Genomic DNA, 25,949 nt, shown 5'->3' with positions numbered 1-25,949 from the left:
TGAGCACAAATATTTTAACCCAAAAAGTTTAGAATCATTGGAAACGGATCATCAACGCTTTCAAATAAAGTTTAAAAATGAACCAATACAATATTATGATTTGGGTTATAATTTTTTAGAGAATAATAACTATTATACAAATTAAAAAAAAGTTCAAAATTTGAACTTCTTTTTTTATTATTATAACATTTTTCGATGATCTAAAACAAGAATTTCTCCATTCGAAACAAATTTCCATTTTTGATCTTTTTTACATTCATTTTTTGGTGTCGAAGATTTAATATTAAATTCGACTTCTTTGTTTTTCATCAAAATTGAAGTATGATAATCGCATTCACCAATTTTTACATTTGTCGATACATTATCATTTGCCAATAAATCCGTTTCTGGAATAGATTTTATTGCTTCATTAATAATATTCAAATCTAATTCATTGTAAATCAAATCAAAATTATCTGTAACTAAATTTGTCGATAATCGAAATGAATTTGCCTCAACATCAGTACGAATCGCTGTATTTTTAGTATTCAAATCCAATTCTTCGATACGTTTTGGACAATCCAAATAATCTGGAATTTTCTGAGCTTGCTTACTTTGTAAATCTTTCTGAAAAGCTGTAAGTTCAGAAAATAATTGTTTTTTTTCGGGTGAAGCTTCTTTAAATTCTGTTGTTTCTGTTAATTCTTGTTGAGTGAGCTTTTTAATTTCAGGTTTATTTTCTGAACAATTAAATAAAAGAAATAAAGTAAAAAATGAGTAAAAATAATGTTTCATAAGCAAGAATATTTGGTTCTACTAATTTATGAAACATTATTCTCAATTTCAATTATTTAACGTTCTGAATTATAAATTTAATATAAATGATAAATTGAGAAATATTAATTAAGATTATTTATATTTTTCTAAATCTAACCCAAGAATATCTCCAACTTTAGAAAATTCTTCATTTACCTTTGCATTCAAAACAAGTTGTTCATTTGTAATTGGATGATTAAACACTAGTTCATGCGCGTGAAGCATCATTCCTTTCAATCCAAAATTCTCTAACCACAATTTATTTTGCTTGTTACATCCATGCGGACGACTTCCCAAAATTGGATGAAAAATATGACGAAAATGCTTGCGCAACTGATGCATACGACCAGTTTCGGGAATTGCTTCTACCAAACAATAACGTGAAGTCGGATGATTGTTATATTCTAAATCAATTTCTGCCGTTTGTAAACGATGAAAATAGGTAATTGCATTTTGCTTTACACCATCATCATTCGTCAAATCATAGTCTATCGTCATTTCTTCTGGCGACCAACCACGCAAAATAGCCAAGTATTTTTTCTCAACTTCGCGTGTTGCAAAACGATCATTCATAATTTTTAAACTTTCTTTATCTAAAGCAAAGAGCAAAACTCCTGACGTTTTACGATCCAAACGATGAATAGGATAAACATGTTGCCCACCGATTTGATTGCGTAATTCCTGAACCGCAAAAACAGATGCATCACGCGCATAAAAAGATTTGTGAACCAACAATCCACTTGGTTTGTTAATGGCAATAATATATTCGTCTTGATAAAGAATTTCTAACATTTGGCAAAAATAGAAAGTTATTTTCGGTTAGAAAATAGAACAGTATTATATTTATTGCTTAATAAAATTGAATGAAAAAAGGATTGATTATTGGAAAAGGTTGGTTGGGATCAAGATTAGAAAAGTATTTAGAAAAGCAATTTTTGATTGAAACTACGAAACGAATTTCGGATGCAGAAAATTGTTTTTCAATCGATTTTGATCATTACAAATCTGAAAAAATTAAACACAATTATGATTTTGTTATTGTGACAATTCCATTTGGAAGAAGAAATAATTTAGACGATTTACAGAAAAGATTTCAGCATTTAATTGACTTTTTAGGAGATTATAATAATCAACTTATTCTGCTTAGTTCAACAGCAATTTATTCTGAAAATAATGAAATTATTTCTGAAAATTCAATTGAAACTTTTTATTTAAACAACCCTTATTATTCAATTGAAAATCAATTAAAAGAAAAGTTCAATCAATTGATTATTTTACGCTTAGGTGGATTAATGGGAGACGATAGATTTCTTTCTAAATATATAGATTTATATAGTCAAAATCTATCTCAAATGGTGAATCATATACATTATCTAGATATTTGTCAAGTGATTGAGAACTTGATTAATTCAAATAAAAATTCATCAATTTATAATGTTGTTGCACCAAAACATCCTACCAAAGAAGAAGTGTTAGAATATCAATTAAACAAGGAAATTATTTCCGCTACAAATCGAGAAGGAAAAATAATTTCAAGTCAAAAAATACAAGATGAATTTAATTATGAATTCATTTATCCAAATCCTATTTATTTTTAAGGAAAACTAATTTCTTCTCTTTCGTTCTTTTGCTTTAAACACAAAAAAGAAAATTATTATTGATAAAACAGTAATTAATATTGTATCCCAATTTTTCTGAAAGAATTTTTTTAACGAACTTTCTTCATTACTATTAGATGATGAATAAGATTTTATTGATTTTGATTCCTCTATTCTTCTGTCAATTAATTCGTTTGAAAATCCGTATTGTTTGGCTATTTCATAAACATCTTTTGCTTCCTTCTCTCCTAATAATAAAAGAATATTACCATAATCAAATAATAATTGAGCCATTATTTCATCTTTTGGTTGAATAAAGGAACGTCTTTCATTCAATTGAAAATAAAGCTGATTTTTTAGACTATTCAAATCTTCTTTACTTAATGTTGAAACTGGAAAATCTTCATTTCCAAAATCTCTATTAATCAAACTTTCACTTGATAATTGTAATTGTTTCAACCTAATTTTTAGAATATTTTGATGAATCCATTCTGATTTATTATGCGAATCTGGATTTAAAACCAAAGCTTTAGAAATCCATTTTAAAGCATTTTCATTATCACCAATCAGTTCATAAGCCGTTCCAATATTAGAAGCTGTAGAATATCTGTTTGGATATTTTTTTTCGACTTCTAAATACAAGTCTATCGCTTGTTGATATTTCCCTTGTAAAATCAAAATCAAGCCCTTATCACTAAGTAAATCAGCGTCAGGTTTTACAGCAAACAAACTATCAATTTTCTTTAAATCATTATCCAAATTCTCTGTATAAAACGTGTGTCCATGCGGAATATTACCTTCTCTATCTTCATAAATATAAGAATCTGTAGAAAGTATTTTACTCTCTCCATTTAAACAAGCTAAAGAAAATGTAGAAGCAGTAAGAGAAATCAGAACAAATAGACTTTTTAAATATTTCATTTTTTGGAATTAATGCTTAAAAATAACAAAAAAAGCTGCTCTTACGAACAGCTTTTTAGAATTTATCTTAAATCTATTTATTAAGCGTGAATTGGACGATTGTCTGTAGCAGCTAAAGCAGCTTCTTTGATCGCCTCTGAGAATGTTGGGTGAGCATGAGACATTCTTGTTAAATCCTCAGCAGATGCACGGAATTCCATTGCTACAACTCCTTCTGCAATTAAATCAGCAGCACGAGCACCAATAATATGCATTCCTAAGATTTCGTCTGTGTTTTTATCAGCTAAAATTTTAGCAAAACCATCTGTATCCATAGATGCACGAGCACGTCCTAAAGCTTTGAATGGGAAAGAACCAACTTTGTATTCTACTCCTTCTTCTTTTAATTGCTCTTCTGTTTTACCAACTCCTGCAACTTCAGGCCAAGTATAAACAACACCAGGAATTAAGTTATAGTTGATATGAGGTTTTTGACCTGCTAATTGCTCAGCAACTAAAACACCTTCTTCTTCTGCTTTATGTGCTAACATTGCACCAGCAACAACGTCACCAATCGCATAAATGTTAGAAACATTAGTTTGTAAGTGATCGTTTGTTTTGATACGACCTCTTTCGTCAACCTCTACTCCTACGTTTTCTAAACCTAAAGATCCTGTGAAAGCACGACGACCAACTGCTACTAAAGCGTAATCTCCGTTAATTTCAATTTCTTCTCCTTTTTTAGAAGTCGCTTTTAATGTAACATCATTTCCGTTATTTACAACAGAAGTTACACCTGTAGAAGTGTGGAATTTCATTCCTTGTTTTTTCAATACTTTTGTCAATTCTTTAGACAAAGCACCGTCCATCCCTGGAATAACGCGGTCTGCATATTCTACAACTGTTACTTGAGAACCTAAACGTAAATAAACAGATCCTAACTCTAATCCGATAACACCACCACCGATAACGATTAAGTGTTTTGGAACTTCTGTTAAAGCTAATGCTTCTGTAGAAGTGATGATACGAGTTTTATCTGTTGGCGCAAATGGTAATTCAGATGAAACTGATCCTGTTGCAATAATTGTATTTTTAGCTTCAATTTCTTGAGTAGAACCGTCTTTAGCAGTTACAACAATATGAGTTGCGTCTTTAAAAGCACCTGTTCCTTCTAAAACATCAATATTATTTTTACTCATCAAGTATTTGATACCAGCTACGTTAGTATCTACAACACCTACCTTGCGAGCAATCATTTGAGTGAAGTTTACCTTTGGAGCATCGATTTCGATTCCGTGCTCTTTAAAGTGATTTACAGCATCGTAATAGTGGTGAGAAGAATCTAATAAAGCTTTTGACGGAATACATCCTACGTTAAGACATGTACCTCCTAAACTTTCTTTCTCGATAATTGCTGTTTTAAATCCTAATTGCGCTGCGCGAATAGCTGCAACATATCCTCCAGGTCCAGCACCAATTACGGCTACATCATAAGAACTCATATAGTTTTATTTTGATTTATTATTATAATTAATTTAAACTCTACAAATATAACCAATATCGAATAGATTTTCGTTATAAAATTGTAATGAATTTTGTTAGGAAATTGGGAAAAATAAGCTATTCTTTAATATCTGATTTGATAAAGTTTAAAATTTCATCTTCTGTGCACAATTCATAATCTGGCTCAATTCCATATGGATAAATGTTCTTTTTAGCATCCATCATATATCCAGCTGTTAAATTATGCATATCGCCATTAGACAATTTTGTATTCGTATTCATAGTAGCTGCTCCCATCGTTTTCTTACCTAGAACTTTCACATTCGAAAGTGATTTTAACGTAATTAATGTAGCTTCGCCCGCACTACTTGTCCTATGATTAATCAAAACATAAATTTTCCTTGGATGAATTGTATTTATTATCGGATAATTAATATATCCTTTTGATAAATTATTAACTCCATTAAAAAAATATCCATCTTTTTTTGACCAAGGAATATCATCATTATTAATTTTAGAATATCCTAATACATTATCTTCAAAAAATGGTAATAAAGATGTTATCATTACCCAATTAGAACCTCCCGTATTATCTCTCAAATCGATAATCCAATAATTAGAATTTGCTTGTTCAGAAATAATTTTCAGATTATTGAAAATATAGTCTTTATCACTTATTGTTTTATTGTACCCATGACGCTTAATCCTAATATACGCAACGTCAGGAATTTTAGTTAACTTATTATTATCTTCTACTTTTAACAAACAAGCGCTATCAACTTTTGCTTTCGGAAAACGACCTGTTAATAACACTTTATCTTTCAACTTTTGCTTTCGGAAAACGACCTGTTAATAACACTTTATCTTTCGTAAGATAATGTGTATGATTATTTCCTAATAAAGTAATTGCCTCTACAATCGCCGAATCTTTCGATATTTTAGTTTTCTCGATTACTTTTTTCTCCAAATTCTCCCAATCAATTTTATCTCTATCGATAAAGCCTTTTTTCATGACAGAAAATAATTCTTCATAATCAGATGGAATCTCTGAAACTGATGATTCACTAACGATCTTTTCTTTACAACCAAATGTAAAAAGGATCAAAAAAATAAAAGAAAATTTATTTATCCTCATTGTTCTCTAAATTCATATTGTGAAATTTAAAGATAAATGATTTTTAAATACTATAAACTTTTTCCTCTAAAATACCAGATTCAATTTCAATTGGTTGTTCGCTCTGTCTAAAAATTCGGGCCGATAATTTTCCTTTCAATTCCACTACTCCATTTTCTACACGAAGCCAACTTCCTTCTCTCAATCCAACAACAACTTGATGATTAAACTTGTGAAATTCATTGATACGAGTTTCTCTTGTTTCACCTTTATGTGTAGAATTTGGATCAGGATCCAAGTAATGCGGATTAATATTAAAAGGTAAAAATTGTAACGCATCAAAACTTGGCGGATAAACAATCGGCATATCATTTGTTGTTCCAATTGTTAAACCTGTCAAATTACTTCCAGCACTTGTACCAATATATGGCGTTCCGTTATGTACAGCACTTCTCAACTCTTCGACCAAACCAAGTTCATACAACGTTTTTAGTAATAAAAATGTATTTCCTCCTCCAATAAAAATCGCTTTCGCATGCAAAATTGCTTCTTTCTTATTCTCGAAAGTATGCAAACTTTTTACAGAAACCCCAACCGTTTGCAAAGCATCTTTTACATTTTGCGTATATTCATCATACGAAATTCCCGAAGGTCGCGCATAAGGAACAAAAATAATTTCATCAGATTGAATAAATTCTTTGATTTCATCTTTTATATATTCTAAAAAACTATAGCCGTGAATAGTACTCGTACTTATCACTAATAGTCTATCATTTGGGTTTATCATGTTATTGAATTTTAACTCAAAAGTAAGTTTAAAATAAGAAAGTAGGTAAAAAATTGACAAAAAATTATACCGAATTAGATTACTTTTGTGCAATTCTAAAAAATGGAATTTCAAGATTTTTAGTTCTGCATGAAAAAAATAGTACGCTTCATAATACCTTTATTCATAGTTGTCATTATGATAATAATTGGAATAGAACAAACACTTCGAAAAATTCCCAACGATTACAAATACAAAGCAGATTATTTAAAAGAAAATGGAAAACAAATAGAAACTTTGATTCTTGGAAGTTCACATACTTTTACAGGGCTCAATCCAAAATTATTTACCAATAAGACTTTTAATGCTGCGCATTCTGCTCAATCATTGGATTTAGATTATAAAGTTTTTGAACAAAATCGAAAATATTTACCCAATTTAAAAACCATTATTATTCCCATTTCGTATTTTTCGTTTACAAAACAATTGAATGATTTTAACCAAAAAAAGTTAAAATATTATTCCATTTATTGGAATGTTGATATAAATAATAACGAGTTAAATCTTAATTACGAAATTTTTTCAGAACCTGTTGATGTTAATTATAATCGAATAAAAGATTATTGGATTCAGGATAAAAATAATTTAACAATAGATACTAATGGTTATATAAAAAAGCGATACGAACCAAGTTGGAATGATAGTATTTACGCTAAAAAAACGTTTGAAAGACATCGTGCAAATTTGAATTCAAATCAAGTACAACATATTATAAAAACACATTTTTATGATTTAGAACAAATTATAAAACAAGCAAAATCAAATGATATAAAAATTGTTCTATTGGCTACTCCTACAACCAATTTGTATAAAAATTATGTCATAAATACACCTCAATATTTCAACTTAAAAAATAATATTAATCGCTTATCGAAATACGATAATGTCGTTTTCATCGATTATTTTATTAATAATAAAAATTTCAATAAAAAAGATTTCAAAAATTCAGATCATCTAAATGCAAAAGGTGCTGATAAGTTAACGTTGAAAATGGATTCTATTATGAATAAATAAAATAAGTGCTATAAATTTTCTCTTTTTTTCTTCACTTATTTCAACATTAAAATCATCTTCGTATCTTCACCTCTCAAACAACAAATAATGAAATTCGTTACTTTCTTAGAAAATCAACAAGAAAAAGCAGGTCTTGTTTGGCAAGATGCTATCTATGATTTGACAAAAATTAATCACAACTTACCCACTACTCTAATCGAAATCTTAGCAGATGACGAGTTTTCACTATTAATCTGTCAACAGATTACAAACGAAATTTCACGTGGTGAATATAAAAAAGCTATTATAAAAGGACCACAAATTTTGGCTCCAATACCTCATCCAGCAAGTTTTAGAGATGCGTATGCTTTTCGCCAACATGTAGAAACTTCACGCTTGAATAGAGGTTTGGATATGATTCCAGAATTTGATCAGTTTCCTGTATTCTATTTTTCTAATCATCAAGCTATTCAAGGTCCAGGAAAAATAGTTGCAATGGAAAAACATTTTGATCGAATGGATTTTGAACTTGAAGTAGCTATTGTCATCAAAAAAGAAGGTATCAATATAAAAGCAGAACATGCAGATGAATATATTGGTGGTTTTATGGTTTTGAATGATTTGAGCGCACGTGCGTTACAAATGGAAGAGATGAAACTGAATCTTGGTCCAGCAAAAGGAAAAGATTTCGCTTCGATGTTTGGTCCATATTTAGTCACACCAACCGAAATCGAAAAATACAAAGTTGAGCCTAAAGAAGGACATATCGGAAATTGTTATGATTTAGAAATGTCTTGTTCAGTCAATAATATTGAAGTTTCTCGTGGAAATTTCAAAGATATGCATTGGACTTTCGCCGAAATTATTGAACGTATTTCATATGGTGTAAAACTTTATCCTGGTGATATTATAGGATCTGGAACTGTTGGTACAGGTTGTTTTCTTGAATTGAATGGCACTGGAAAACGTCAGAATCCAGCTTATCAAGAACAATGGTTACAACCAAATGATACCATCGAAATGTCTGTTACAGGATTAGGAAAATTAGTAAATTCTGTTCATCTTTACACCCAATAAACTCAACTTATGCAACATACAAAATCTTTTGAGCCAAATACAAGTCAATTTGATGACATTTTCAAACACGCCATTTCCCCACGTCCTATTTGCTTTGCAAGTACGGTAGATAAAGATGGAAATGTGAATTTGAGTCCGTTTTCATTCTTCAATATGATGGGACAAAATCCACCTATTTGCGTGTTTTCTCCACTTCGAAAAATGAGAGATGGATCGACAAAACATACATTAGAAAACATTTGGGAACACCCAGAATGTGTGATTAATATTGTCAATTATAACATGGTTCAGCAACAATCGTTGGCAAGTGTGGAATATCCAAAAGGTGTAAATGAATTTGAGAAAGCAGGTTTTACAGAATTACCTTCAGAGTTGGTAAAACCGCCTCGTGTAGCAGAGTCTCCGATTCAATTTGAATGTAAAGTGCGTGAAGTAATTTCTGTTACAGATCAACCAGGTGCAGCTAATTTGGTGATTGCAGAAATTGTGCGCATGCATGTGCAAGAGGATTTATTAGATGAAAATGATAAAGTTTCGCCTTATGATTTGGATTTAGTTGCTCGCATGGGTGGTGATTATTATTGCCGAGTTATTCCGGAATCTATCTTCGAAGTCGAAAAACCTACGCGCACAATTGGTTTGGGAATAGATCAACTTCCTGATGAAGTGAAGCATTCTAATTATTTAACAGGCAATAATTTAGGTCAATTAGGGAATGTGGAAAAATTACCAACTAATGAAATGATTCGTAATTTCAAAGAACAATTGACGCAACGATTAGATATTAAGAAATTTAAATCTGCAGAGGTTCGTCATCAAGTTGCAGCAAAACTTTTGGAACAAGGAGATGTAAATGGTGCGTGGTATTGGTTGTTGATGAAAATTTAGACGATGAACAAAACTGCATTGGTTTTAGGAAGCTCAGGTTTAATTGGCTCTCTTCTCTTAGAAAAGTTATTCAATCATCCTGATTATGCTACTATTGTCGCAATTGTTCGAAAACCTCAACAAATCAATCACCCAAAGTTAATTGAAATCGTAACTGACTTTAATTCAGAAATTAATTTAGATGAAATTGAGCAGATTGATTCTATTTTTTCATGTTTGGGAACAACTCGAAAAAAGACGCCTGATTTAGATGCTTATCATAAAATTGAAGTCGATATTCCGAATCAGTTTGCAAAGCTTGGGAGTCAAAAAGGACTAACTAAGTTTCATTATATTTCGGCAGTTGGTGCAAATGCGAACTCGTCTAATTTTTATTTAAAAATGAAAGGCGAAGCCGAAGAAACTTTGCAAAAGAATACTATCAAACAATTGTTCTTGTATCGTCCATCTTTGTTAATTGGCAATCGAACGGAATATCGTTTAGCTGAGAATATCAGTGCAAAAGTTTTTCCTTTGATTAATATATTTTTACGAGGAAACTTATCTAAATATAAATCAATTGAAGCTGAAAAAGTTGCTCAATCACTTATTGAAAATGATTTGCATTCAACATCAAATAAAGTTTCAATTTTACATTACAACGAAATAATTAATTCGATAAATACAACACAATGATCATATTAGCCGTACTCCTACCTTGGTTATCATTCATTTTAAGAGGAAAAATAATACAAGGCGTTATTTGCTTAATCTTACAAATTACCTTAATTGGATGGTTGCCCGCAGCAATTTGGGCTGTTGCATCACTCCTTGATAGCCGAAATAAAGCAAGAATAAAAGAATTGAATAGATGATAAATCAATATAAAATAGCAAAAGATAACATTAACTTGTACGTCACTTTAGAAATTAATCCTTCTAAAAGGAGAAAATTCTTTTTGTTCTTTTGCATTTTATTGATGATTTCAATTCCGATTAGTTTAATCACAATTATTGATTCGGAGCCGCAAGATTTTATTATTCCAATTTCTATAATTAGTTTCCTTATTTTCTATTTTATTATTCGATATTTTTTGTGGAATATTTATGGAAAAGAGAATATTATTATCAATAATAAAACAATTAGTTATAATAGAGATTTTGGACTTTATCAAACTAAATATACTTCTAATCATTATTATAAATTAGATTTCGCAATTGAGCATGTCAAAAAAGATAATAATGTAGAACTTGGAGAACTTATTTTTATAAATTTCTCAGAAAAAACTCAATTGTCAGAAGTTATTTTTCAAACCTCAATATTAATTGAACTAAAAGAATTGGAAAAACTTCGACAAGAAATTGAATTGCATTTATATGATATTGATAAAGATAAATTAGCGGGTAATTACATTGTTTTCTCTCAGAATTGAAGTAATATAAGAGAATCTAGATCATAGAAATGTAGATTTCTCTTATATTATAAATGTTTTTTTTAACTAAATTCAAAAACTGTTTTTGAATAATATTTTTCTTCTGAATTGTAAATCTTTTGAGGAAAATTTGGTTGATTTATTGAATCAGAAAAATTCTGCGTTTCTAAACACAAAGCTGTTCTAAAACCATCTGTCGTTTCATTTTTCAATGTAACTTTATCAGACATAAAATTCCCTGTATACAACAAAACACCTTGCGCAGTTGTATAAACATTTAATTCAATTCCAGAAAGGTTTCCCTTTAAAGTTACTGCATGATTCAACGTTTCATCAAATGTTTGCTTTAAAACATAAAAGTGATCATAACCATTTCCAAAAATCAATTGTTCATGATTATCATTTATAGATTCTCCAACCTTTTTAAAATTTCTAAAATCAAAAGGTGAATTTTCAACTTTTAAGAAATCTCCACTTAGCGAATAATCCGCATTAAGCGTTGTAATTTGACTTGAATTAATCTGTAAATTATGTTCTAAAATCGTCCCATTTCCTGCTCCATTTAGATTGAAATATGAATGATTTGTCAAATTAATAATGGTATCATTTTCTGAATCCCCAAAATACTCAAGAATTAATTCGTTTTTTTCTGTTAAGGTATAATGAACTTCAAAATGAATTGGTCCAGGAAAACCTTCTTCCAAATGAGGATATTGATAACGAAAAATGATTTTATTTTCTTCTAAAGAAGTTGACCAAATGGCAAAATGAAGTCCTTTATGACCACCATGCAATGTATTTTCTCCATTATTCTTAATTAATTGATAGGTTTTATCTTTAATTTTAAACTGAGCATTCGAAATTCGTCCCGTAAAAGGTCCAATAATAGTTCCATAATAAGGTTCATCTTTCGAAAGATATTCTTCCGCAGTTTGCATTCCGATTACAACATCAGTTAGATTATTTTCAGAATCAGGAACAATCAAACTAACAATACGCGCACCTAAATTAGTGAATTGAACAGTCATTCCATTCGAATTACTTATCGTATAAAGATCGATAAATTGATTTTCGTGTGTAAAATGGATATGCAAACAAAAATAGGAGTATTAGTTAAGCTACATTTTTATAACTAATTTTTTGTTGATTAAATTCTTCAATCGTTTTATAATTTAAGGCACTATGCCTTCTTTTTTTATTGTAAAATATTTCGATGTATTGAAATATTTCCAATTCCATTTGTTGTTTATTTATGAGTTTATTTCCATAAATCAATTCTGTTTTCAGTGTTTTAAAGAAACTCTCTGCCACAGCGTTATCCCAGCAATTTCCTTTACGCGACATACTTCTAATAACATGATGAGATTCTAGCATATTAGCAAATTTATTGTTGGCATATTGAACTCCTCGATCTGAATGAAAAATCAATCCTTTTTCTATCTTTCTGTTTGCTAAAGCGACTTTCCAGGCTGATAAACTTGTTTTTTCAGTGCTCATTTCATCGTACAAACTCCAACCAATAACCTTGCGATCGTACAAATCAAGAACAATTGTTAAATACAAAAATCCTTCAATTGTTCTGATGTAAGTGATGTCAGAAACCCATTTTTGGGCAGGTTTAGTGCTTTCGAAATCTCTATCAAGAATATTTTCTACAACCAAATAATTATGTTTAGAATCTGTTGTGATTTTAAATTTCTTGCTCAATTTACTTCTAATTCCAAGTTCTCTCATGTATTTTGAAACTGTAATTCGAGATATTTTAAATCCTAAATTATTTAATTCTGCTGTAATTCTTGGACTACCGTAACGTTGCTTTGAATCAAAATAAATCGTTAAAATACGTTGTTTCAGCTCTTCTTTTTTATGAAATCTAACAGAAAACGGACACTTTTTCCATCTAAAATAACTGCTTTGACTGATTTTTAAAACTTTACACATTTTTTCAATCGGATAAATAATTTCATGATTTTTGATGAATTGATATTTCAACGACCGCTCTTGGAAAAAATGCTGATCGCCTTTTTTAGGATGTCTCGTTCAAGTTCAGCATCCTTCAGTTTTCGCTCTAAATCGTGAATTTTTTCCTGCTCTGCAGTGAGTTTAAGATTTCCTTTACCTGGAAAACTTCCTGTACCAAATTCAGCATATTCTTTGCGCCATTTATATAGTAAACTAACTGTTATACCCAATTCTCTGGCTAATTCTGATATGTTTTTTCGCTCAAAACTTAATTCAACCGCTTGGAGTTTAAAATCGCTTGGATAAATTTTACGGATTCTTTTCATATATTAAAATTAAGGTTTTATGCTTAACTTTTACTCCCAACTAAGTTAGTATATCCAGATAAATCGCGACAATCTAATTGAATAGCGTGATTATCTTTACCCATAATAGAAGCAAATTGATCCATAATTCCACATTTTACACCAACATAATCATGTTCTGTTTGCTGACCAACTTTTGCCAAATCAACGCGAGAAAGCCCGATTTGAAATAATTCGTTCAAAGCAAAACCAATTGCGCTAGAAAAAGCCGCAGACGAAGAAAGTCCAGCTCCCAAAGGAACATCACCAACTACATAAGCATTAAAACCTTTTATTTTAGATGTTTTAGTTTGAATAATTTCACTTACACCAATAATATATTTTGACCAATCTGGCGCATTACTCAAATCTTGATTTAAAGCTGTTTGATAGTTTTCTTCATAATCAGACGAATATAAATGTAATTCTTCATCATTTCGTACACTAACTGCAACATAAATATATTGATCAATCGCGGCAGGCATCACAAAACCTTGGTTATAATCGGTATGTTCTCCAATAATATTAATTCGACCTGGAGATTTTACAACAATAGTTGGCTCTTGATTAAATTGTTCTTTAAAAGCTTGAATAATAGTTTCTTTTGCAATCATTTTTTAAATGGTTTTATAATGTTTTGTGGATTGATTTCTAATAACTTCTACTGCAAATTCTGGTGTAATATCACGTTGAGGATTTCCTAACATTTCATATCCAACCATAAATTTTTTGACAGTTGCAGAACGTAATAAAGGTGGGTAGAAATGCATATGCCAATGCCAAAAATCGACCTCATCAGTATTCACTGGCGCTTGATGCATACCAGCCGAATATGGAAAAGATATTTTAAAAATATTATCGTAGCGGGTTGTTAATTCTTTTAATGTTTTGGCTAAATCTTTTTTTTCTTCTTCTGTAAATTGTGAAATATCTTGCATATGTCTTTTACTAATAACAAGCGTTTCATACGGCCAAGCTGCCCAAAAAGGAACGACAACGATAAAATGTTCATTATTAATAACAACACGAGTCGCCTCCTTTTCTTCTTGTTGCCAATAAGCTGTTAACAGAGATTTTCCGTTTTTCTCAAAATACTCTTTTTGTTGCTTCGTTTCTTTTACAATTTCTGAAGGTAGTGATTGTTGTGACCAAATTTGACCATGCGGATGCGGATTACTACATCCCATAATTGCACCTTTATTTTCGAAAATCTGAATATATTTAATCCATTCATTTTTAGATAATTCTGAAAATTCTTTTTGCCAAACATCAACCACTTCTTTGATTTCATCAACTTCCAATTCAGGAAGCGTTAAATCATGACGAGGTGAGAATGCAATTACTTTACAAATTCCTTTTTCGGCTTCAGCTTTCAAGAGATTGTTTTCATTGTAAGTTTCTTCTTCAGTAGAATCTAATAAGGCAGAAAAATCATTCGTAAAAACAAAACTATCCGAATAATTAGGATTTATTTGTCCTTCGGCACGTTTATTTCCAGGACACAAATAACATGTTTCATCATATTGTTGTCTTTGTTCTTCGTGAATATCTTCTACCTGACCTTGCCAAGGTCTTTTACTTCGATGAGGAGAAACTAATATTTTTTCTCCTGTAAGTATGTTTGTTCTTAAATGTGGTTGTTCAAAATTTAGCATATGAAGAATTACTTTTAATAAAACTGAAAGTTATCAATTTAAATTAAAAATATAAAGTAAATACAAGAGTTCTTACTCTCACCATATCTAGTAAATATGCTTGTTAGAAAGAATTTTGAAATAAAATTTTACTTATAAATCAATAATATGATATCGTTTCTATTATTATTGAAATTTTTAGAATTAACTTTTTATATATTTTTCTGAGAAGATCATAAATTCAATAATTATAGTGAGTTTTTTGAAGAATTTTCGAGATAATTTAGCTGTATCAAAATAGAAAAGTAGATGAAAAAAATAATGGTTCTAATGGTTTGTAGTCTTTTGGCTTCTTTTGGAAATGCACAAGAATATACAACTAATAATATTATAATAAAGCAAGGAAATCAAACATTTAATATTGATAAAGCTGATCAAACAATTACGCTTCGTCCTGAAGAATTTAGTATTGAATATCTAAATAAACCTTATCAAGAAAAGAAAAATCTGTTTTACGCTGCACAAGCATTAGTGACTGATAGTTCGGCTGATGTTAATTTTCAAGAAGGAATAAAGATAGAAAGCATTCCGTATTTTGAATCTGGTAGTGGTTTTGCTGCAGAGAAAAACCAAGTCATATATTATCCGTTTTTATCGTATGATGGACATCAATATTTATATTATGTTTCAAATAATGAAAAACGTGTGGATAAAATTGGAACGTCTGGAAATTGGGATATTTACAAATGGACATTAAAAGGTGTTTATCAATATGACGCTGAAATGGATTGGAATATTTACGACAACGATCAAGTACATATTGCTTTAATTATTGATCGAAATTTAGACGAAATTCTTCAAAAGGGTGAATTTTTCGACGTTCATATTAACTTTAAGAAATAACAATAACCTATATCCTAACCTACCTCAACTTATGTACAAACTAAAACAGTCTTCGGATTGTTTTAGTTTCTTTGATTCTACAAAAGACATTATATTAGCTCAAATAAACTCAACATCACAATATGTTAAAAAGTAACAGTGCTTTAAAAACTCTTTTTTTTCAACTTATAGTCATTATTTTATGCGCTATTAGTGGAATTGCTAATGCACAGGAAGTACTGATTAATTTTGAGAATCAATATAATAAAACGGCTCCTAATTCTATTGAACGATACGAAATAACCGGAAAATATGCGCAAGCTTTATTGTTTAATAATCAAAAAGAAAAAGCTTTCGCTGTTCTGAAACAAAATATTTCGAGCGCCGAAAAACTGAGTGATGGAAAATATGCTGCTTATTTACATGCTGTTTCTGCAATGAATAATCGTATTGATGATAATTTGAGTGCAACAAACTATAATTTGCAAAAAGCAATTTATTACAGCGGACGCACAACTGATTATTCAACAAAAGGATATGTTAAATATTGTGAAGGATGGTTGAATTTAAGAAACAATGAAGATTCTAAGGCTGTAAAAAATTTTATTGATGGGCTTAAATTTCTAGATAAAGCTACTGTTACGCCAACTGTTCTTACACGAATGAGTTCTATTTATAACGAATTGACTGGAATTTATTCGAGATGGGATGATTACGAATTACAAGAAAAGTACAGCAAACTTGCTTTAGATGTAGCGCTTAAACAAAATAATCCTAATCTAATTTTTACTTCTTATATGTCGATTGGATACATGTATGAACAAAAATTTATGCAGAATGAAAAGAATATTTTTGTACGAGATTTAGCCGAAAAATATTATTCTAACGCAATTAATACGTATTATAAAAAAAAAAATGAAATGGCTACCGCAACAGATTTGTCGTTTGTTGCTATTAATCTAGCCAATTTATATCTTCAGTTTTATCCAAAAAACTATCAAGGAAAAGTTATCAAATATGCCAATTTAGCCAAAGAAATAGGAGAACAAAATAATCAATCCGATCACGTTGCCGCTGCTAATGGTATTTTAGCCGAATTATCTTTGCAGAATAACGAAGTTTCTACTGCAAAAAGCTATCTACTCAATTCACTTATAAAAGTCAACGAGAATACAATGCCTGACAAAAATATTCTTCTTTCGTTGTATTTAAGCTTATCTAATATTGAAGATCGTGAAGGGAATTACAAAGAAGCTTTGCGTTATTATAAATTGTATACATCTACTTACAAAGAAATTTATGATAACGAACAAGCGCAGATCAGTAAACGTTTAGAAGCTCAATTTGATAAAGAACGTCAGCAACAACAAATGATTCGTTTACAATTAGAAGCTGAGAAAAAAGAGCAACAAATTCAACTAATGCACTCATTAGGAATTCAACAAGAACAAGAGTTAGAAAATGTAAGATTAAGTGAAGATTTTCAACGTAAACAATTAAAGTTATCTCGATTAGAATCCGATAAACGCTCACAAGAATTAACTATTTCTGAACAGAATTTAAGGCTTTCTAAACTAGAAAATAAAAATAGAAAGGATGAATTGGTCAATTATATCACAGAACTTAATTTCAAAAATAAATTAAACAAGTATTATATCTTTTCGATTATCTTTTTCATCGCCTTACTTGCTCTTTTACTTTATGCCTTAAAACAACGCAACAAACATCTAAAACAACGTGAAGAATTGTATAAATTGGAAATTGAACAAGAACGTCAAAATTCTAAAATATCTACTTTAACAGCACTTCTTGATGGTCAAGAGCAAGAACGTGCTCGTCTTGCACGTGATTTACATGACGGTTTAGGTGGCTTACTTTCTGGAACAAAAATTCAATTAACGCATCTCAACGATAAAATTGACAATCATTCTAAAAAGGATATGGCAAAATCCATTCATCAATTAGATGGAGCAGTTGATGAATTGCGTCGTGTAGCACATAATTTAATGCCAGATTTGTTGTTGAAATATGGTTTGGAAGAAGCCTTAAAAGAATATGCAATCCGAATGTCAAATGAACAATTGGATATTGATGTTCAATTTTTGAGCTATACTAATTCTCTTGACAAAGAAAATCAATTATTGGTCTATCGCATCATTCAAGAATTAGTAAATAATGCCATTAAACATGCAAATGCAGCACAAATTATCATCCAATTTGTAGAAGATGAGACAAACTATTCTGTAACCGTTGAAGATGATGGGAAAGGCTTTGACATGAATAATACAAAACTAACGAAATCAGCAGGTTTACATAATATTCAATCACGCATTCAATTTTTAAAAGGACAATTAAATATACATTCAGAAATCGATTTAGGAACAAGTATAGAGTTCCAATTTCCTAAAATATAACTTATGATAAAAATAGCAATTACAGACGATCATCCTTTATTATTAGAAGGTTTGCGAAATATTTTGAGTAATCAGCCAAACTTACAAGTAGTTGATTGTTATGCTTCGGCTCAACAATTACAAGAAGCCTTAAAAACCACAGAAATTGATATTCTTTTATTAGATATCAATTTATCGGACACCAATAGTATTGAATTGATTAAACCTTTCAAGAAAAAATATCCTGATATGCACATTATTATGTTGAGCGTGCACAATGAATACGCTGTGATTAATAGTTGTTTGGAAGAAGGTGCTTCGGGTTATATTCAGAAAAATGCTTCTGTTGACGAAATATTAGAAGGAATTAATTCTATTTTTGATGGAAAGAAATTTCTTTGTTCACAAACCAAAAATGTGATGAGTAAAAAAGAAAAAGATGGTTTGAATACGATTCCGAAATTGACGCGTCGCGAAAAAGAGGTTTTAATTGAAGCTGCACAAGGATTAACAACACAACAAATTGCAGATAAGTTATTTATTAGTACACATACGGTAGATAGTCATCGAAAAAATTTGATCGAAAAATTTAAAACATCAAATTTAAGTTCAGCAATCACATCAGCAATAGAATATGGATTGATTTCAAAACCTTAAAAAATACCTATAAATAGGGATATTTTAATTCTAAAATTTTTATCAATTTTGAAAAAGAAATAACAATCTATATTTCAACCACTAAACAACCCAAAATAAGATTACTAACCAATTCTTATTACCTTAACTACATCTATTGAAAAATCGCTTAGTTCTCTACTTAAGCGATTTTTTTTATATTACTAATTAACTAAAAGTCGTGAGCTCTTCCGTCTTTATTTTTGCAAAAAACTGAGAAATAGGAAGGTTAAAATTAGATCAAGTAAGTTTTCAAAACGATTTTTCATCTAAAATGTAAAAAAACAAGTATCCAGAAAGGATTCAACAATTTCTTAAGAAGAAACAGAATTTTTTATCTAGAAGTAAAATTGAAATCAAAAAACCAAACTTTCATAAAAATTTGGCTTATAATTTTATCGAAATAATTCTAAAATTTCGTCTACTGTAACCTTTCCAAAATAATCTGTTACATCAATAGAATTCAGAACTTTTGTAATTTCTTCTTCGTTATGTTTAACACCAATTAGTTTATTTTCTAAACCTTCAATCGGTTCTGAAGCGAAGAAATCACCAAATATTTTAGCTTTTTCAATTATTCCGCCTCGCTCTACATCCAAGTGAACTTCAATAAAACCTGCTGGAATTTTCTTTGCATTTTTGAAATTATATTTTGGTGAAAAACCAAAATTCCAATCCCATGTTTGGTATTTTTCTTCAATCAATTTCGCAATACCATTCAAATCTTCGATTGTTAAATGATAAATTGTCGCTCCTTCATTTGTTTCTAACATTTCATCAATCAACAAAGCTTTCAACTCGTCCGTCGTCATTTCATTTGGAAAATATTCGATCAAATTAATCACACGTGCACGATTAGATTTGATGGCTTTATCCACATATTTTAATGGATTAATTTTTAATGCATCGCCTAAAACTGACATGTCCGAATTAAAAAGTATCGTTCCGTGTTGAATCATTTTTCCATTACGAGCCAATTTTGCATTTCCACTAAACTTTTTACCATCAACTAACAAATCGTTTCTTCCTTCCAATTTTGCAGGAACATTCAAACTATTTAATAATTTGATGATAGGCTCGGTAAATGTTGAAAAATCCATAAAATCATTCTGTCCTAATAATGTGTGAAAAGAAAAATTTAGGTTCCCTAAATCATGATAAACAGCTCCACCACCCGACATGCGACGAACAACTTTGATATTATTCTCAGTCACATAATCCAAGTTAATTTCTGCCAATGTATTCTGAAATTTTCCGACAATTATTGACGGAGCATTGATATACAGCAAAAAAATATCTTCTGTTGGATAGTGGTACAATAAATATTCTTCTAAAGCTATATTGAAATACGCATCATGAGATGGCGAATCGATGATAATCATACAATTTATTTTTGCAAAGTTAGGAAGAAATTTATGGAATCAAAAAGAGACAACTTTCCTAAAAAAGTTGTCTCATCGCATTTATAATATAAACTATTAAAGAGAATATTAAATGTTTGTCATCATCTAAATCCCTGTAAATTTAATTCCTAAACTCATCCAAGTTGTTGGCAACGGAATGGCTCCAGCTTCGTTATACGTAGTATTAAAAATGTTTTGTGCATCAAAATAAATACTCAAATTATTTTTGAATGAATGATTAATTCTTGCATCAGTAATCCAATAAGATTTATATGATTGACGTGTATTATAACGATTCGCTAAACTTAAAGTAGTTCTTCCGATTGTATAATCTATTGTATTGATTAACTGATGTTTTAAACTTTCTATTTTATATTTAGAATTGTATTGATCATCAACATTTTTAAACTCAGGATCAAGATAAGAATAGCTCAAAGAAAACTTCAAATTTTGATTCGCAGAAAGATTTGCTAAGTACGAAACCTTCGTATTAAATCCGTGTGTTTTCAAATCTCCAAAATTTTGTGCTTGCCATGGTTCATTAGATGTTAAACGTACCCAATCGATAAAATCTGTAATCGAACGATAAAAATAATAGGCATTAAACGTCCAATTTCTCTTATTGTATTTAAGTCCAATTTCTGTTTGAAAAGCCTTCTCAGATTCTACATTTGCATTTCCTATATTTCCTGGTCGCTGATCTAAATATAAATCTGTAAACGAAGGAATTCGCTGACTTGTACCTGCATTTACCATCAATTTCAAGTTCGAATTTACTGTATAACTCGCATCAACTCCCGGGAAAGCTTGCCAACCATATTGAGAGTTATAGTTAACATATGTTCCGACATTTACATTCAATTTTGGTGTAATATCCGTCTTATATTCCGCATAAAAGCCAACATTATCGCGTGTATGATTTTTGATACTTGTGGATGAAATTTGCTCATTTCGATACTCAACTCCTACTCCAATTTGCCCTTTATTTAATTGATACGTCGAGTTTACTTCTCCCGAAATAGAATTTGAATAATGCAGAGAACGCGCTTTACTCAAATCGTTTTTATAATAGCGATAATCATCAAAATTGTAACGATAACTCACTCGTGGCGCTAAGATAATTCGATCCGATAATTGATGCTTTGATTGAATGTTAACTAAAGTTGTTTCAACCAATTCTTTCGAATTTTTATCACCCGGAGATGCATAAAAACCATTTGCTCCAAATCCATTTTTCACATAACCATACGAAGCAACTAAACTATTGGCATCATCAAACTGAAAATTCCCTTGATAATACAATTTATTGTTCTCGTAAGCCGTATTGTATCGGTATCCATTTCCCCAATCGTGACTCACATACAACTGATGTTGATGCGTTTCTTTTGCCAAATTCGCGCCAAGTTGCACACCTCTACTTGTGTAGGTATCGCCTGTATCTTCGCTATCTTTCTTAAAATTTGTACCAAAATAGGTATTCGCATAAACGCCCGTTTTCTTTGGTTGACGCGTGACAATATTTATCACACCTGTCAAACTATTATTTCCATAAACACGAGCAGCCGGACCACGTACCACTTCAATTCTGTCAATCGCCTCTAGTGGAATGGGAAGATTTAGCGCATTATGAGCTGTTTGATGATCCATAATTTTTGCACCATTCAACAAAATCAATGTTTGCTCAAAACTTCCACCATCCATCGAGATATCAGCTTGCGTTCCGAATGGACCACGTTGACGCAAATCTATTCCAGATGCATACTGCAACACATCTTGTAAAGAACGTGCAGGTAATTTGTTAATTTCTGATTTACTTAATACATAAATGTTTCTATTTTCTTTAGAAAGTGGCGTATTCAGACGGTTATCTAAAATAGAAACTTCACCTATCGCAATGGTATCATTCACATTTTGTGCAAAAATACTTTGTGCAGCTAAACACAATACCATAGTAATCTTCTTCATTTTTGACTAATTATTTAATTAATTGAGTTAAATCTGATGCGAAAGTAGTACCTTTCCGACCTGTCATAATATACCAGTTTACAGATAATGAATAGTCCGGCTGAAATACCATACAAAAGTTTTATCAAAATCGAACGCAATTCGGATACACCGATTTATCTTCAATTAGCGAATCAACTGGCTAAAGCTATACAATTAGGCTATATTCCAAGTGGAACAAAATTACTTGGAACGAGGCAATTAAGTGAGATTTTAACACTTCATCGCAATACAATTGTCAATAGTTTTCAGGAACTTGAAGCTCAAGGTTGGATAGAAATCGTTCCAAATAGAGGAAGTTATGTATTGAGTCACGCCTCTCAACAGTTTCAGAAAACGATTGTTCCAAAACAGTTTTCAATCAATTTGTATCCTGATAGAACGGGTTTTCAATTTGAACAATCGATACTTTTGGATAATCCGTACGAAAATTTTAATCAACGATTATATTTAACAGATGGATCAATCGATCATCGGTTAGCAGAATTAAAACTTCCTGCTAAATTATATTCAGCTATTTTAAAACGAAAAACTTCAATTTCAAAAGTAAATCATTCCAAAAATGATTATTTTTTAAAGAATTTAGCGAATTATCTCAATTTAACACGAGGTTTACATATTTCGAAAGAAAATATTTTGGTAACGAGAAGTTCGGAAATTTCACTTTTTTTAATTGCTGAAATTCTACTAAAACAAAATGATTTTGTCGCTGTCGCAAATTTAAGTTACTATAAAAGTAACATGATTTTTCAGACACAATTTGCTAAAATCAAACAAATAAAAACGGATCAATTTGGAATTGACACCGATGATTTAAGAAGATTATGCGAGCAATTTCCGATACGAATTGTTTACGTTACACCGCATCACCATTATCCTACAACGGTTACATTAAGTTCGCAAAGAAGAGTTGAATTACTACAACTTTCGCAGGAATTTGGTTTTGCAATTGTGGAAGATGATTACGATTTTGATTTCCATTACAGCAATCATCCAATTTTACCTTTGGCAAGTTCGGATCAAAATGGAATGGTTCTTTATACTGGAAAATTTGGTCATTACCTTGCACCAGGTTACCGAATTGGATTTATTGTAGCACCGAAAAATCTAATTCTTGAAGCGAAGAAACACTTATCAATTCTTGATCAACAAGTTGATCCATTTATCGAACAAGTTTTAGGTGAAATGATTAGTGAAGGTGAAATAAATCGAATCCTAAAAAAACATCGTAAAACCTATCGAGAACGACGCGATTATTTTTGTCAGAAATTGAAAACGGAATTAAATGATTTTATCAGTTTTACTAGTCCAAATGGAGGTTTAGCTGTTTGGATTAATTTTAATCAACCTATAAATTTAATGGAATTAAAACGAAATTGTTTAAAAAATGAATTGTTTATTCCACAAACAATTTTATATCAAACCCAACATCAAACTGGAATTCGCCTTGGATTTGCGCATCTAAATTTTGAAGAAATAGATGAAGTAATTTCAATTTTGAAACAAGAAATCACAAAAAAAGCTGAATAAATTTCAGCCTTTATATTTTTATGTAGGATTAATTACAATTAATCTAAAATCAATGTAATAATTAATTCCTATAAAATAAATCAACGCTAAAAAAGCATAAATTATAAATTGTTTTGATAGTCTGATTTTGAATTTTTTTAGCATAATTCCAACCAAAAAATTAAGTATAATCAACTGTAAAACAACTAAAAATGAATACTGAATTATAAAATACATAACACTAGAAAAATTTACAATACGAATTGAACCGTAACTTTTGTAGGATTCGTGAAGAAATAATACTAAACAACTTACAAAAGAAACAATAAAACTAAATAGTACAGAAATTAAAAATGTTTTAAGTATTGGTTTCATTATTTTTTATCTCTCAACTTGAATGTCCACGTAAACTGAAATTCTGAAACAACATCTCCTTCCTCGTCTACGCCTCTACTTGTCACATTTAGCGATACACCTTTCTTCGTTTCGATCGCTTCTTTTATAGCTGCGTCTATTTTTTCTCCATCTTCGCAAGTAAACACAATTTTACCAATAGCTTTTTTCAAATACTTCGATTGCATTCCCAAAACCAACATCGATATATCTTCACCTGATTTCGCAATCTTAGCATTTGCCATCAAACCAGAAGAAAATTCTGCTGCCATTCCTTGCACTGCCCAAAACATACTTTTGAACGGATTTTGGTTAAGGAATCCATATTTTACTCGTGTCGAAACTTTATTTTCTTCCCACGATTCCAAACGAACTCCCGCAATCCACGCAATCGGAATTTGAGTTGTCAATATATTTTTAAAAAATTCTTTGTTCATATTCTCATTATATCAAAAAGGGTTAATATAATAAAAGTAAATGTTTTATTTGATTTTCTTCAATTATTGAATAAATTAATTCTAAAGTTACTTATTCGTTACGCCTTATTCTACTAAGAAAAGAAAATGTAATTCATCGATATTTAGAACGCAAAAAAGTAATCAAAAAACTCTTCTCGACTTTAGAATAAATAATGATATCGTTCTTCTATCGCCGTATATCAATCAGGAATAGCAATTCGTCAATTAATTTATTTTTTTACTATTAAAACTCCTCTCTTTGGCAAAAAAAGATGAAAAAAAACATTTTAATTTCCGCGTTTAGTTTATTGACGACTTTCTTGAATGCACAAAATAAAATTGGAGGTCAATTAAAAATGGAATATGTTCCATTTTCCAATTATATACGTCCAATAGATAGTTTAAAAACAGATTCTAAAAGCGATTTCAAAAAAGCAGAAGTGAGTTTGAAAATTCCTTTATATACGAAAGAATTGAAAAATGGAAAATATAGCAACTGGTCTTTGCTATTTAGTACTGCGTATGCAAGAATGAACAATAAAAATTATGAAGAACAATTATTTCCTTCAGAAATGTTGAATACTCAAATTGGTTTACAATACTTTTCACCTATTAGTTCTTCATGGTCTATTTTGACAATGGCTTCAGTAGGTATTTATACTGATATGGAAAATATATCTGCTAATGATATTTTGGGGCAAGGAGGTATTTTATTTATTAAACATTTTAATCCAAAATTAGCTTTAGGGTTAGGACCTGTATTATCGAATAACTTTGGAGTTCCTATGGTAATACCAGGAATTTATTTTGATTGGAAAACTGGAGGTGACAAATTCAATGTGAATATTAATTTTCCAGAAGGTGTAGAAGCAGGTTACCAAATGACAACAAACTTTGCTTTGAAAGGCGTGGTAAATCTTAGTGGAATGGTTGCTGAAAGATCCAAAGAAGGCAAATCATTATTAGTAGGTTATCAGCAAGTTGTAGCAGGTTTACGTCCTGAAATAAAATTGAGTAATTCGCTAAAACTCCAATTAACAGGAGGAACGACTTTGGTACGATCTTTTTCCGAAAATGAAAGAAGTTTAAAGAGTCTTTTTAGAAAGAAAGATATTGCAGACCCTCGTTTTTCGACAACCTTTTATTCAGCGTTGAGTTTACGTTGGAACTTACCTTAATCACATAAA

General features: G+C 30.3%; 27 protein-coding genes. 12 read left to right on the top strand and 15 right to left on the bottom strand.

The genetic code is table 11. From position 1 onward, the window contains the following. Positions 1–180: 180 nt before the first annotated feature. The gene (locus tag N5E64_RS12530) at positions 181–774 is read right to left on the bottom strand and encodes a hypothetical protein (protein ID WP_038331490.1); all 594 of its coding nucleotides are present in this window, start codon (positions 772–774) and stop codon (positions 181–183) included. A gap of 114 nt (positions 775–888) precedes the next feature. Beyond that, positions 889–1,587, bottom strand: coding sequence for a pseudouridine synthase (locus tag N5E64_RS12525; protein ID WP_038331486.1), 699 nt, complete (start codon positions 1,585–1,587; stop codon positions 889–891). 71 nt (positions 1,588–1,658) lie between these two features. On the opposite strand from N5E64_RS12525, the gene N5E64_RS12520 reads away from it, so the two are divergent. Beyond that, positions 1,659–2,393: a hypothetical protein gene (locus N5E64_RS12520; protein WP_280037810.1), complete on the top strand. Its 735-nt coding sequence runs from the start codon at positions 1,659–1,661 to the stop codon at positions 2,391–2,393. Between the two features lie 6 nt (positions 2,394–2,399). Here the strand turns inward: N5E64_RS12520 and N5E64_RS12515 are convergent, their stop codons facing one another. The 5 genes from N5E64_RS12515 to pepE form a co-directional block, all read right to left on the bottom strand. Continuing rightward, entirely contained in the window at positions 2,400–3,314 is a 915-nt protein-coding gene (locus N5E64_RS12515) for a tetratricopeptide repeat protein (RefSeq protein WP_052217520.1), read from the bottom strand. A gap of 80 nt (positions 3,315–3,394) precedes the next feature. Further along, the gene (gene lpdA, locus N5E64_RS12510) at positions 3,395–4,795 is read right to left on the bottom strand and encodes a dihydrolipoyl dehydrogenase (protein ID WP_038331480.1); all 1,401 of its coding nucleotides are present in this window, start codon (positions 4,793–4,795) and stop codon (positions 3,395–3,397) included. A 118-nt stretch (positions 4,796–4,913) separates the two neighbouring features. Then, positions 4,914–5,621: a S41 family peptidase gene (locus N5E64_RS12505; protein ID WP_125349336.1), complete on the bottom strand. Its 708-nt coding sequence runs from the start codon at positions 5,619–5,621 to the stop codon at positions 4,914–4,916. After that, entirely contained in the window at positions 5,611–5,931 is a 321-nt protein-coding gene (locus N5E64_RS12500) for a hypothetical protein (protein WP_125349335.1), read from the bottom strand. Before N5E64_RS12500 ends, N5E64_RS12505 begins: the two co-directional genes overlap by 11 nt. 43 nt (positions 5,932–5,974) lie before the next feature. Continuing rightward, a complete protein-coding gene (gene pepE, locus N5E64_RS12495) occupies positions 5,975–6,697 on the bottom strand; it encodes a dipeptidase PepE (RefSeq protein ID WP_280037809.1) in 723 nt (240 codons plus the stop codon). A gap of 177 nt (positions 6,698–6,874) precedes the next feature. Between pepE and N5E64_RS12490 the strand changes: the two genes are divergently transcribed. From N5E64_RS12490 to N5E64_RS12465, 6 genes are all read left to right on the top strand, one after another. Further along, positions 6,875–7,750, top strand: coding sequence for a hypothetical protein (locus tag N5E64_RS12490; RefSeq protein ID WP_280037808.1), 876 nt, complete (start codon positions 6,875–6,877; stop codon positions 7,748–7,750). An 87-nt stretch (positions 7,751–7,837) separates the two neighbouring features. Beyond that, positions 7,838–8,806: a fumarylacetoacetate hydrolase family protein gene (locus N5E64_RS12485; protein WP_280037807.1), complete on the top strand. Its 969-nt coding sequence runs from the start codon at positions 7,838–7,840 to the stop codon at positions 8,804–8,806. 9 nt (positions 8,807–8,815) lie between these two features. After that, positions 8,816–9,694, top strand: coding sequence for a flavin reductase family protein (locus N5E64_RS12480; protein WP_038330496.1), 879 nt, complete (start codon positions 8,816–8,818; stop codon positions 9,692–9,694). Between the two features lie 3 nt (positions 9,695–9,697). Then, complete coding sequence (locus N5E64_RS12475) at positions 9,698–10,369, top strand: NAD(P)H-binding protein (RefSeq protein WP_115000417.1); 672 nt, start codon at positions 9,698–9,700, stop codon at positions 10,367–10,369. Continuing rightward, positions 10,366–10,548, top strand: a complete 183-nt coding sequence (locus N5E64_RS12470) for a YqaE/Pmp3 family membrane protein (protein WP_038330492.1) — start codon at positions 10,366–10,368, stop codon at positions 10,546–10,548. The genes N5E64_RS12475 and N5E64_RS12470 overlap by 4 nt, the downstream gene beginning before the upstream one ends. Then, the gene (locus tag N5E64_RS12465) at positions 10,545–11,105 is read left to right on the top strand and encodes a hypothetical protein (protein ID WP_280037804.1); all 561 of its coding nucleotides are present in this window, start codon (positions 10,545–10,547) and stop codon (positions 11,103–11,105) included. The genes N5E64_RS12470 and N5E64_RS12465 overlap by 4 nt, the downstream gene beginning before the upstream one ends. A gap of 62 nt (positions 11,106–11,167) precedes the next feature. Here N5E64_RS12465 and N5E64_RS12460 read toward each other — a convergent pair whose 3' ends face one another. From N5E64_RS12460 to N5E64_RS12440, 5 genes are read right to left on the bottom strand one after another with little or no spacing between them, the layout of a single operon-like run. Further along, a complete protein-coding gene (locus tag N5E64_RS12460; protein WP_280037803.1) occupies positions 11,168–12,199 on the bottom strand; it encodes a galactose mutarotase in 1,032 nt (343 codons plus the stop codon). Positions 12,200–12,218: 19 nt separating this feature from the next. Next, positions 12,219–13,097 carry an IS3 family transposase gene (locus tag N5E64_RS12455; protein WP_257467973.1) on the bottom strand — a complete coding sequence of 293 codons (879 nt, stop codon included), beginning with the start codon at positions 13,095–13,097 and terminating at the stop codon, positions 12,219–12,221. Next, the gene (locus N5E64_RS12450) at positions 13,094–13,393 is read right to left on the bottom strand and encodes a transposase (protein WP_225540518.1); all 300 of its coding nucleotides are present in this window, start codon (positions 13,391–13,393) and stop codon (positions 13,094–13,096) included. The genes N5E64_RS12455 and N5E64_RS12450 overlap by 4 nt, the downstream gene beginning before the upstream one ends. Before the next feature lie 23 nt (positions 13,394–13,416). After that, on the bottom strand, positions 13,417–14,025 hold the full coding sequence (locus N5E64_RS12445; RefSeq protein WP_280037802.1) for a galactokinase family protein: 609 nt from the start codon (positions 14,023–14,025) through the stop codon (positions 13,417–13,419). A gap of 3 nt (positions 14,026–14,028) precedes the next feature. After that, positions 14,029–15,066: a UDP-glucose--hexose-1-phosphate uridylyltransferase gene (locus N5E64_RS12440; RefSeq protein ID WP_280037801.1), complete on the bottom strand. Its 1,038-nt coding sequence runs from the start codon at positions 15,064–15,066 to the stop codon at positions 14,029–14,031. 288 nt (positions 15,067–15,354) lie between these two features. Here N5E64_RS12440 and N5E64_RS12435 point away from each other — a divergent pair, with 288 nt between their 5' ends. The 3 genes from N5E64_RS12435 to N5E64_RS12425 all read left to right on the top strand — a co-directional run bounded on the left by N5E64_RS12435 (position 15,355) and on the right by N5E64_RS12425 (position 18,977). Beyond that, on the top strand, positions 15,355–15,948 hold the full coding sequence (locus N5E64_RS12435) for a hypothetical protein (RefSeq protein ID WP_280037800.1): 594 nt from the start codon (positions 15,355–15,357) through the stop codon (positions 15,946–15,948). Positions 15,949–16,070: 122 nt separating this feature from the next. Next, complete coding sequence (locus tag N5E64_RS12430) at positions 16,071–18,341, top strand: sensor histidine kinase (RefSeq protein ID WP_280037798.1); 2,271 nt, start codon at positions 16,071–16,073, stop codon at positions 18,339–18,341. Between the two features lie 3 nt (positions 18,342–18,344). Beyond that, entirely contained in the window at positions 18,345–18,977 is a 633-nt protein-coding gene (locus N5E64_RS12425) for a response regulator transcription factor (protein WP_280037797.1), read from the top strand. A 413-nt stretch (positions 18,978–19,390) separates the two neighbouring features. Here N5E64_RS12425 and N5E64_RS12420 read toward each other — a convergent pair whose 3' ends face one another. Further along, positions 19,391–20,377 carry a lipoate--protein ligase gene (locus N5E64_RS12420; RefSeq protein WP_219035158.1) on the bottom strand — a complete coding sequence of 329 codons (987 nt, stop codon included), beginning with the start codon at positions 20,375–20,377 and terminating at the stop codon, positions 19,391–19,393. A 126-nt stretch (positions 20,378–20,503) separates the two neighbouring features. Continuing rightward, positions 20,504–22,363: a TonB-dependent siderophore receptor gene (locus tag N5E64_RS12415; protein ID WP_280037795.1), complete on the bottom strand. Its 1,860-nt coding sequence runs from the start codon at positions 22,361–22,363 to the stop codon at positions 20,504–20,506. 87 nt (positions 22,364–22,450) lie between these two features. Between N5E64_RS12415 and N5E64_RS12410 the strand changes: the two genes are divergently transcribed. Continuing rightward, complete coding sequence (locus N5E64_RS12410) at positions 22,451–23,932, top strand: PLP-dependent aminotransferase family protein (protein WP_280037794.1); 1,482 nt, start codon at positions 22,451–22,453, stop codon at positions 23,930–23,932. A gap of 353 nt (positions 23,933–24,285) precedes the next feature. Here the strand turns inward: N5E64_RS12410 and N5E64_RS12405 are convergent, their stop codons facing one another. After that, on the bottom strand, positions 24,286–24,741 hold the full coding sequence (locus N5E64_RS12405; RefSeq protein WP_125349320.1) for a DUF4442 domain-containing protein: 456 nt from the start codon (positions 24,739–24,741) through the stop codon (positions 24,286–24,288). Positions 24,742–25,034: 293 nt separating this feature from the next. Between N5E64_RS12405 and N5E64_RS12400 the strand changes: the two genes are divergently transcribed. Next, on the top strand, positions 25,035–25,940 hold the full coding sequence (locus N5E64_RS12400) for a DUF6268 family outer membrane beta-barrel protein (RefSeq protein ID WP_280037793.1): 906 nt from the start codon (positions 25,035–25,037) through the stop codon (positions 25,938–25,940). Positions 25,941–25,949 lie beyond the last annotated feature (9 nt).

The organism is Empedobacter sp. GD03739 (genome assembly GCF_029843245.1).
GTDB classification, from domain to species: domain Bacteria; phylum Bacteroidota; class Bacteroidia; order Flavobacteriales; family Weeksellaceae; genus Empedobacter; species Empedobacter falsenii_B.
This window is presented reverse-complemented; position numbering and strand designations above follow the sequence as displayed.

Coding starts and splice junctions, on each gene's coding strand:
- N5E64_RS12450 (WP_225540518.1), bottom strand. CDS start 13,393: ATGAAAAGAATCCGTAAAATTTATCCAAGCGATTTTAAACTCCAAGCG.
- N5E64_RS12515 (WP_052217520.1), bottom strand. CDS start 3,314: ATGAAATATTTAAAAAGTCTATTTGTTCTGATTTCTCTTACTGCTTCT.
- N5E64_RS12445 (WP_280037802.1), bottom strand. CDS start 14,025: ATGATTGCAAAAGAAACTATTATTCAAGCTTTTAAAGAACAATTTAAT.
- N5E64_RS12465 (WP_280037804.1), top strand. CDS start 10,545: ATGATAAATCAATATAAAATAGCAAAAGATAACATTAACTTGTACGTC.
- N5E64_RS12490 (WP_280037808.1), top strand. CDS start 6,875: ATGATAATAATTGGAATAGAACAAACACTTCGAAAAATTCCCAACGAT.
- N5E64_RS12415 (WP_280037795.1), bottom strand. CDS start 22,363: ATGAAGAAGATTACTATGGTATTGTGTTTAGCTGCACAAAGTATTTTT.
- N5E64_RS12480 (WP_038330496.1), top strand. CDS start 8,816: ATGCAACATACAAAATCTTTTGAGCCAAATACAAGTCAATTTGATGAC.
- lpdA (WP_038331480.1), bottom strand. CDS start 4,795: ATGAGTTCTTATGATGTAGCCGTAATTGGTGCTGGACCTGGAGGATAT.
- N5E64_RS12475 (WP_115000417.1), top strand. CDS start 9,698: ATGAACAAAACTGCATTGGTTTTAGGAAGCTCAGGTTTAATTGGCTCT.
- N5E64_RS12420 (WP_219035158.1), bottom strand. CDS start 20,377: ATGATTATCATCGATTCGCCATCTCATGATGCGTATTTCAATATAGCT.
- N5E64_RS12440 (WP_280037801.1), bottom strand. CDS start 15,066: ATGCTAAATTTTGAACAACCACATTTAAGAACAAACATACTTACAGGA.
- N5E64_RS12430 (WP_280037798.1), top strand. CDS start 16,071: ATGTTAAAAAGTAACAGTGCTTTAAAAACTCTTTTTTTTCAACTTATA.
- N5E64_RS12470 (WP_038330492.1), top strand. CDS start 10,366: ATGATCATATTAGCCGTACTCCTACCTTGGTTATCATTCATTTTAAGA.
- N5E64_RS12400 (WP_280037793.1), top strand. CDS start 25,035: ATGAAAAAAAACATTTTAATTTCCGCGTTTAGTTTATTGACGACTTTC.
- N5E64_RS12410 (WP_280037794.1), top strand. CDS start 22,451: ATGAATAGTCCGGCTGAAATACCATACAAAAGTTTTATCAAAATCGAA.
- N5E64_RS12530 (WP_038331490.1), bottom strand. CDS start 774: ATGAAACATTATTTTTACTCATTTTTTACTTTATTTCTTTTATTTAAT.
- N5E64_RS12520 (WP_280037810.1), top strand. CDS start 1,659: ATGAAAAAAGGATTGATTATTGGAAAAGGTTGGTTGGGATCAAGATTA.
- pepE (WP_280037809.1), bottom strand. CDS start 6,697: ATGATAAACCCAAATGATAGACTATTAGTGATAAGTACGAGTACTATT.
- N5E64_RS12435 (WP_280037800.1), top strand. CDS start 15,355: ATGAAAAAAATAATGGTTCTAATGGTTTGTAGTCTTTTGGCTTCTTTT.
- N5E64_RS12425 (WP_280037797.1), top strand. CDS start 18,345: ATGATAAAAATAGCAATTACAGACGATCATCCTTTATTATTAGAAGGT.
- N5E64_RS12405 (WP_125349320.1), bottom strand. CDS start 24,741: ATGAACAAAGAATTTTTTAAAAATATATTGACAACTCAAATTCCGATT.
- N5E64_RS12485 (WP_280037807.1), top strand. CDS start 7,838: ATGAAATTCGTTACTTTCTTAGAAAATCAACAAGAAAAAGCAGGTCTT.
- N5E64_RS12525 (WP_038331486.1), bottom strand. CDS start 1,587: ATGTTAGAAATTCTTTATCAAGACGAATATATTATTGCCATTAACAAA.
- N5E64_RS12500 (WP_125349335.1), bottom strand. CDS start 5,931: ATGAGGATAAATAAATTTTCTTTTATTTTTTTGATCCTTTTTACATTT.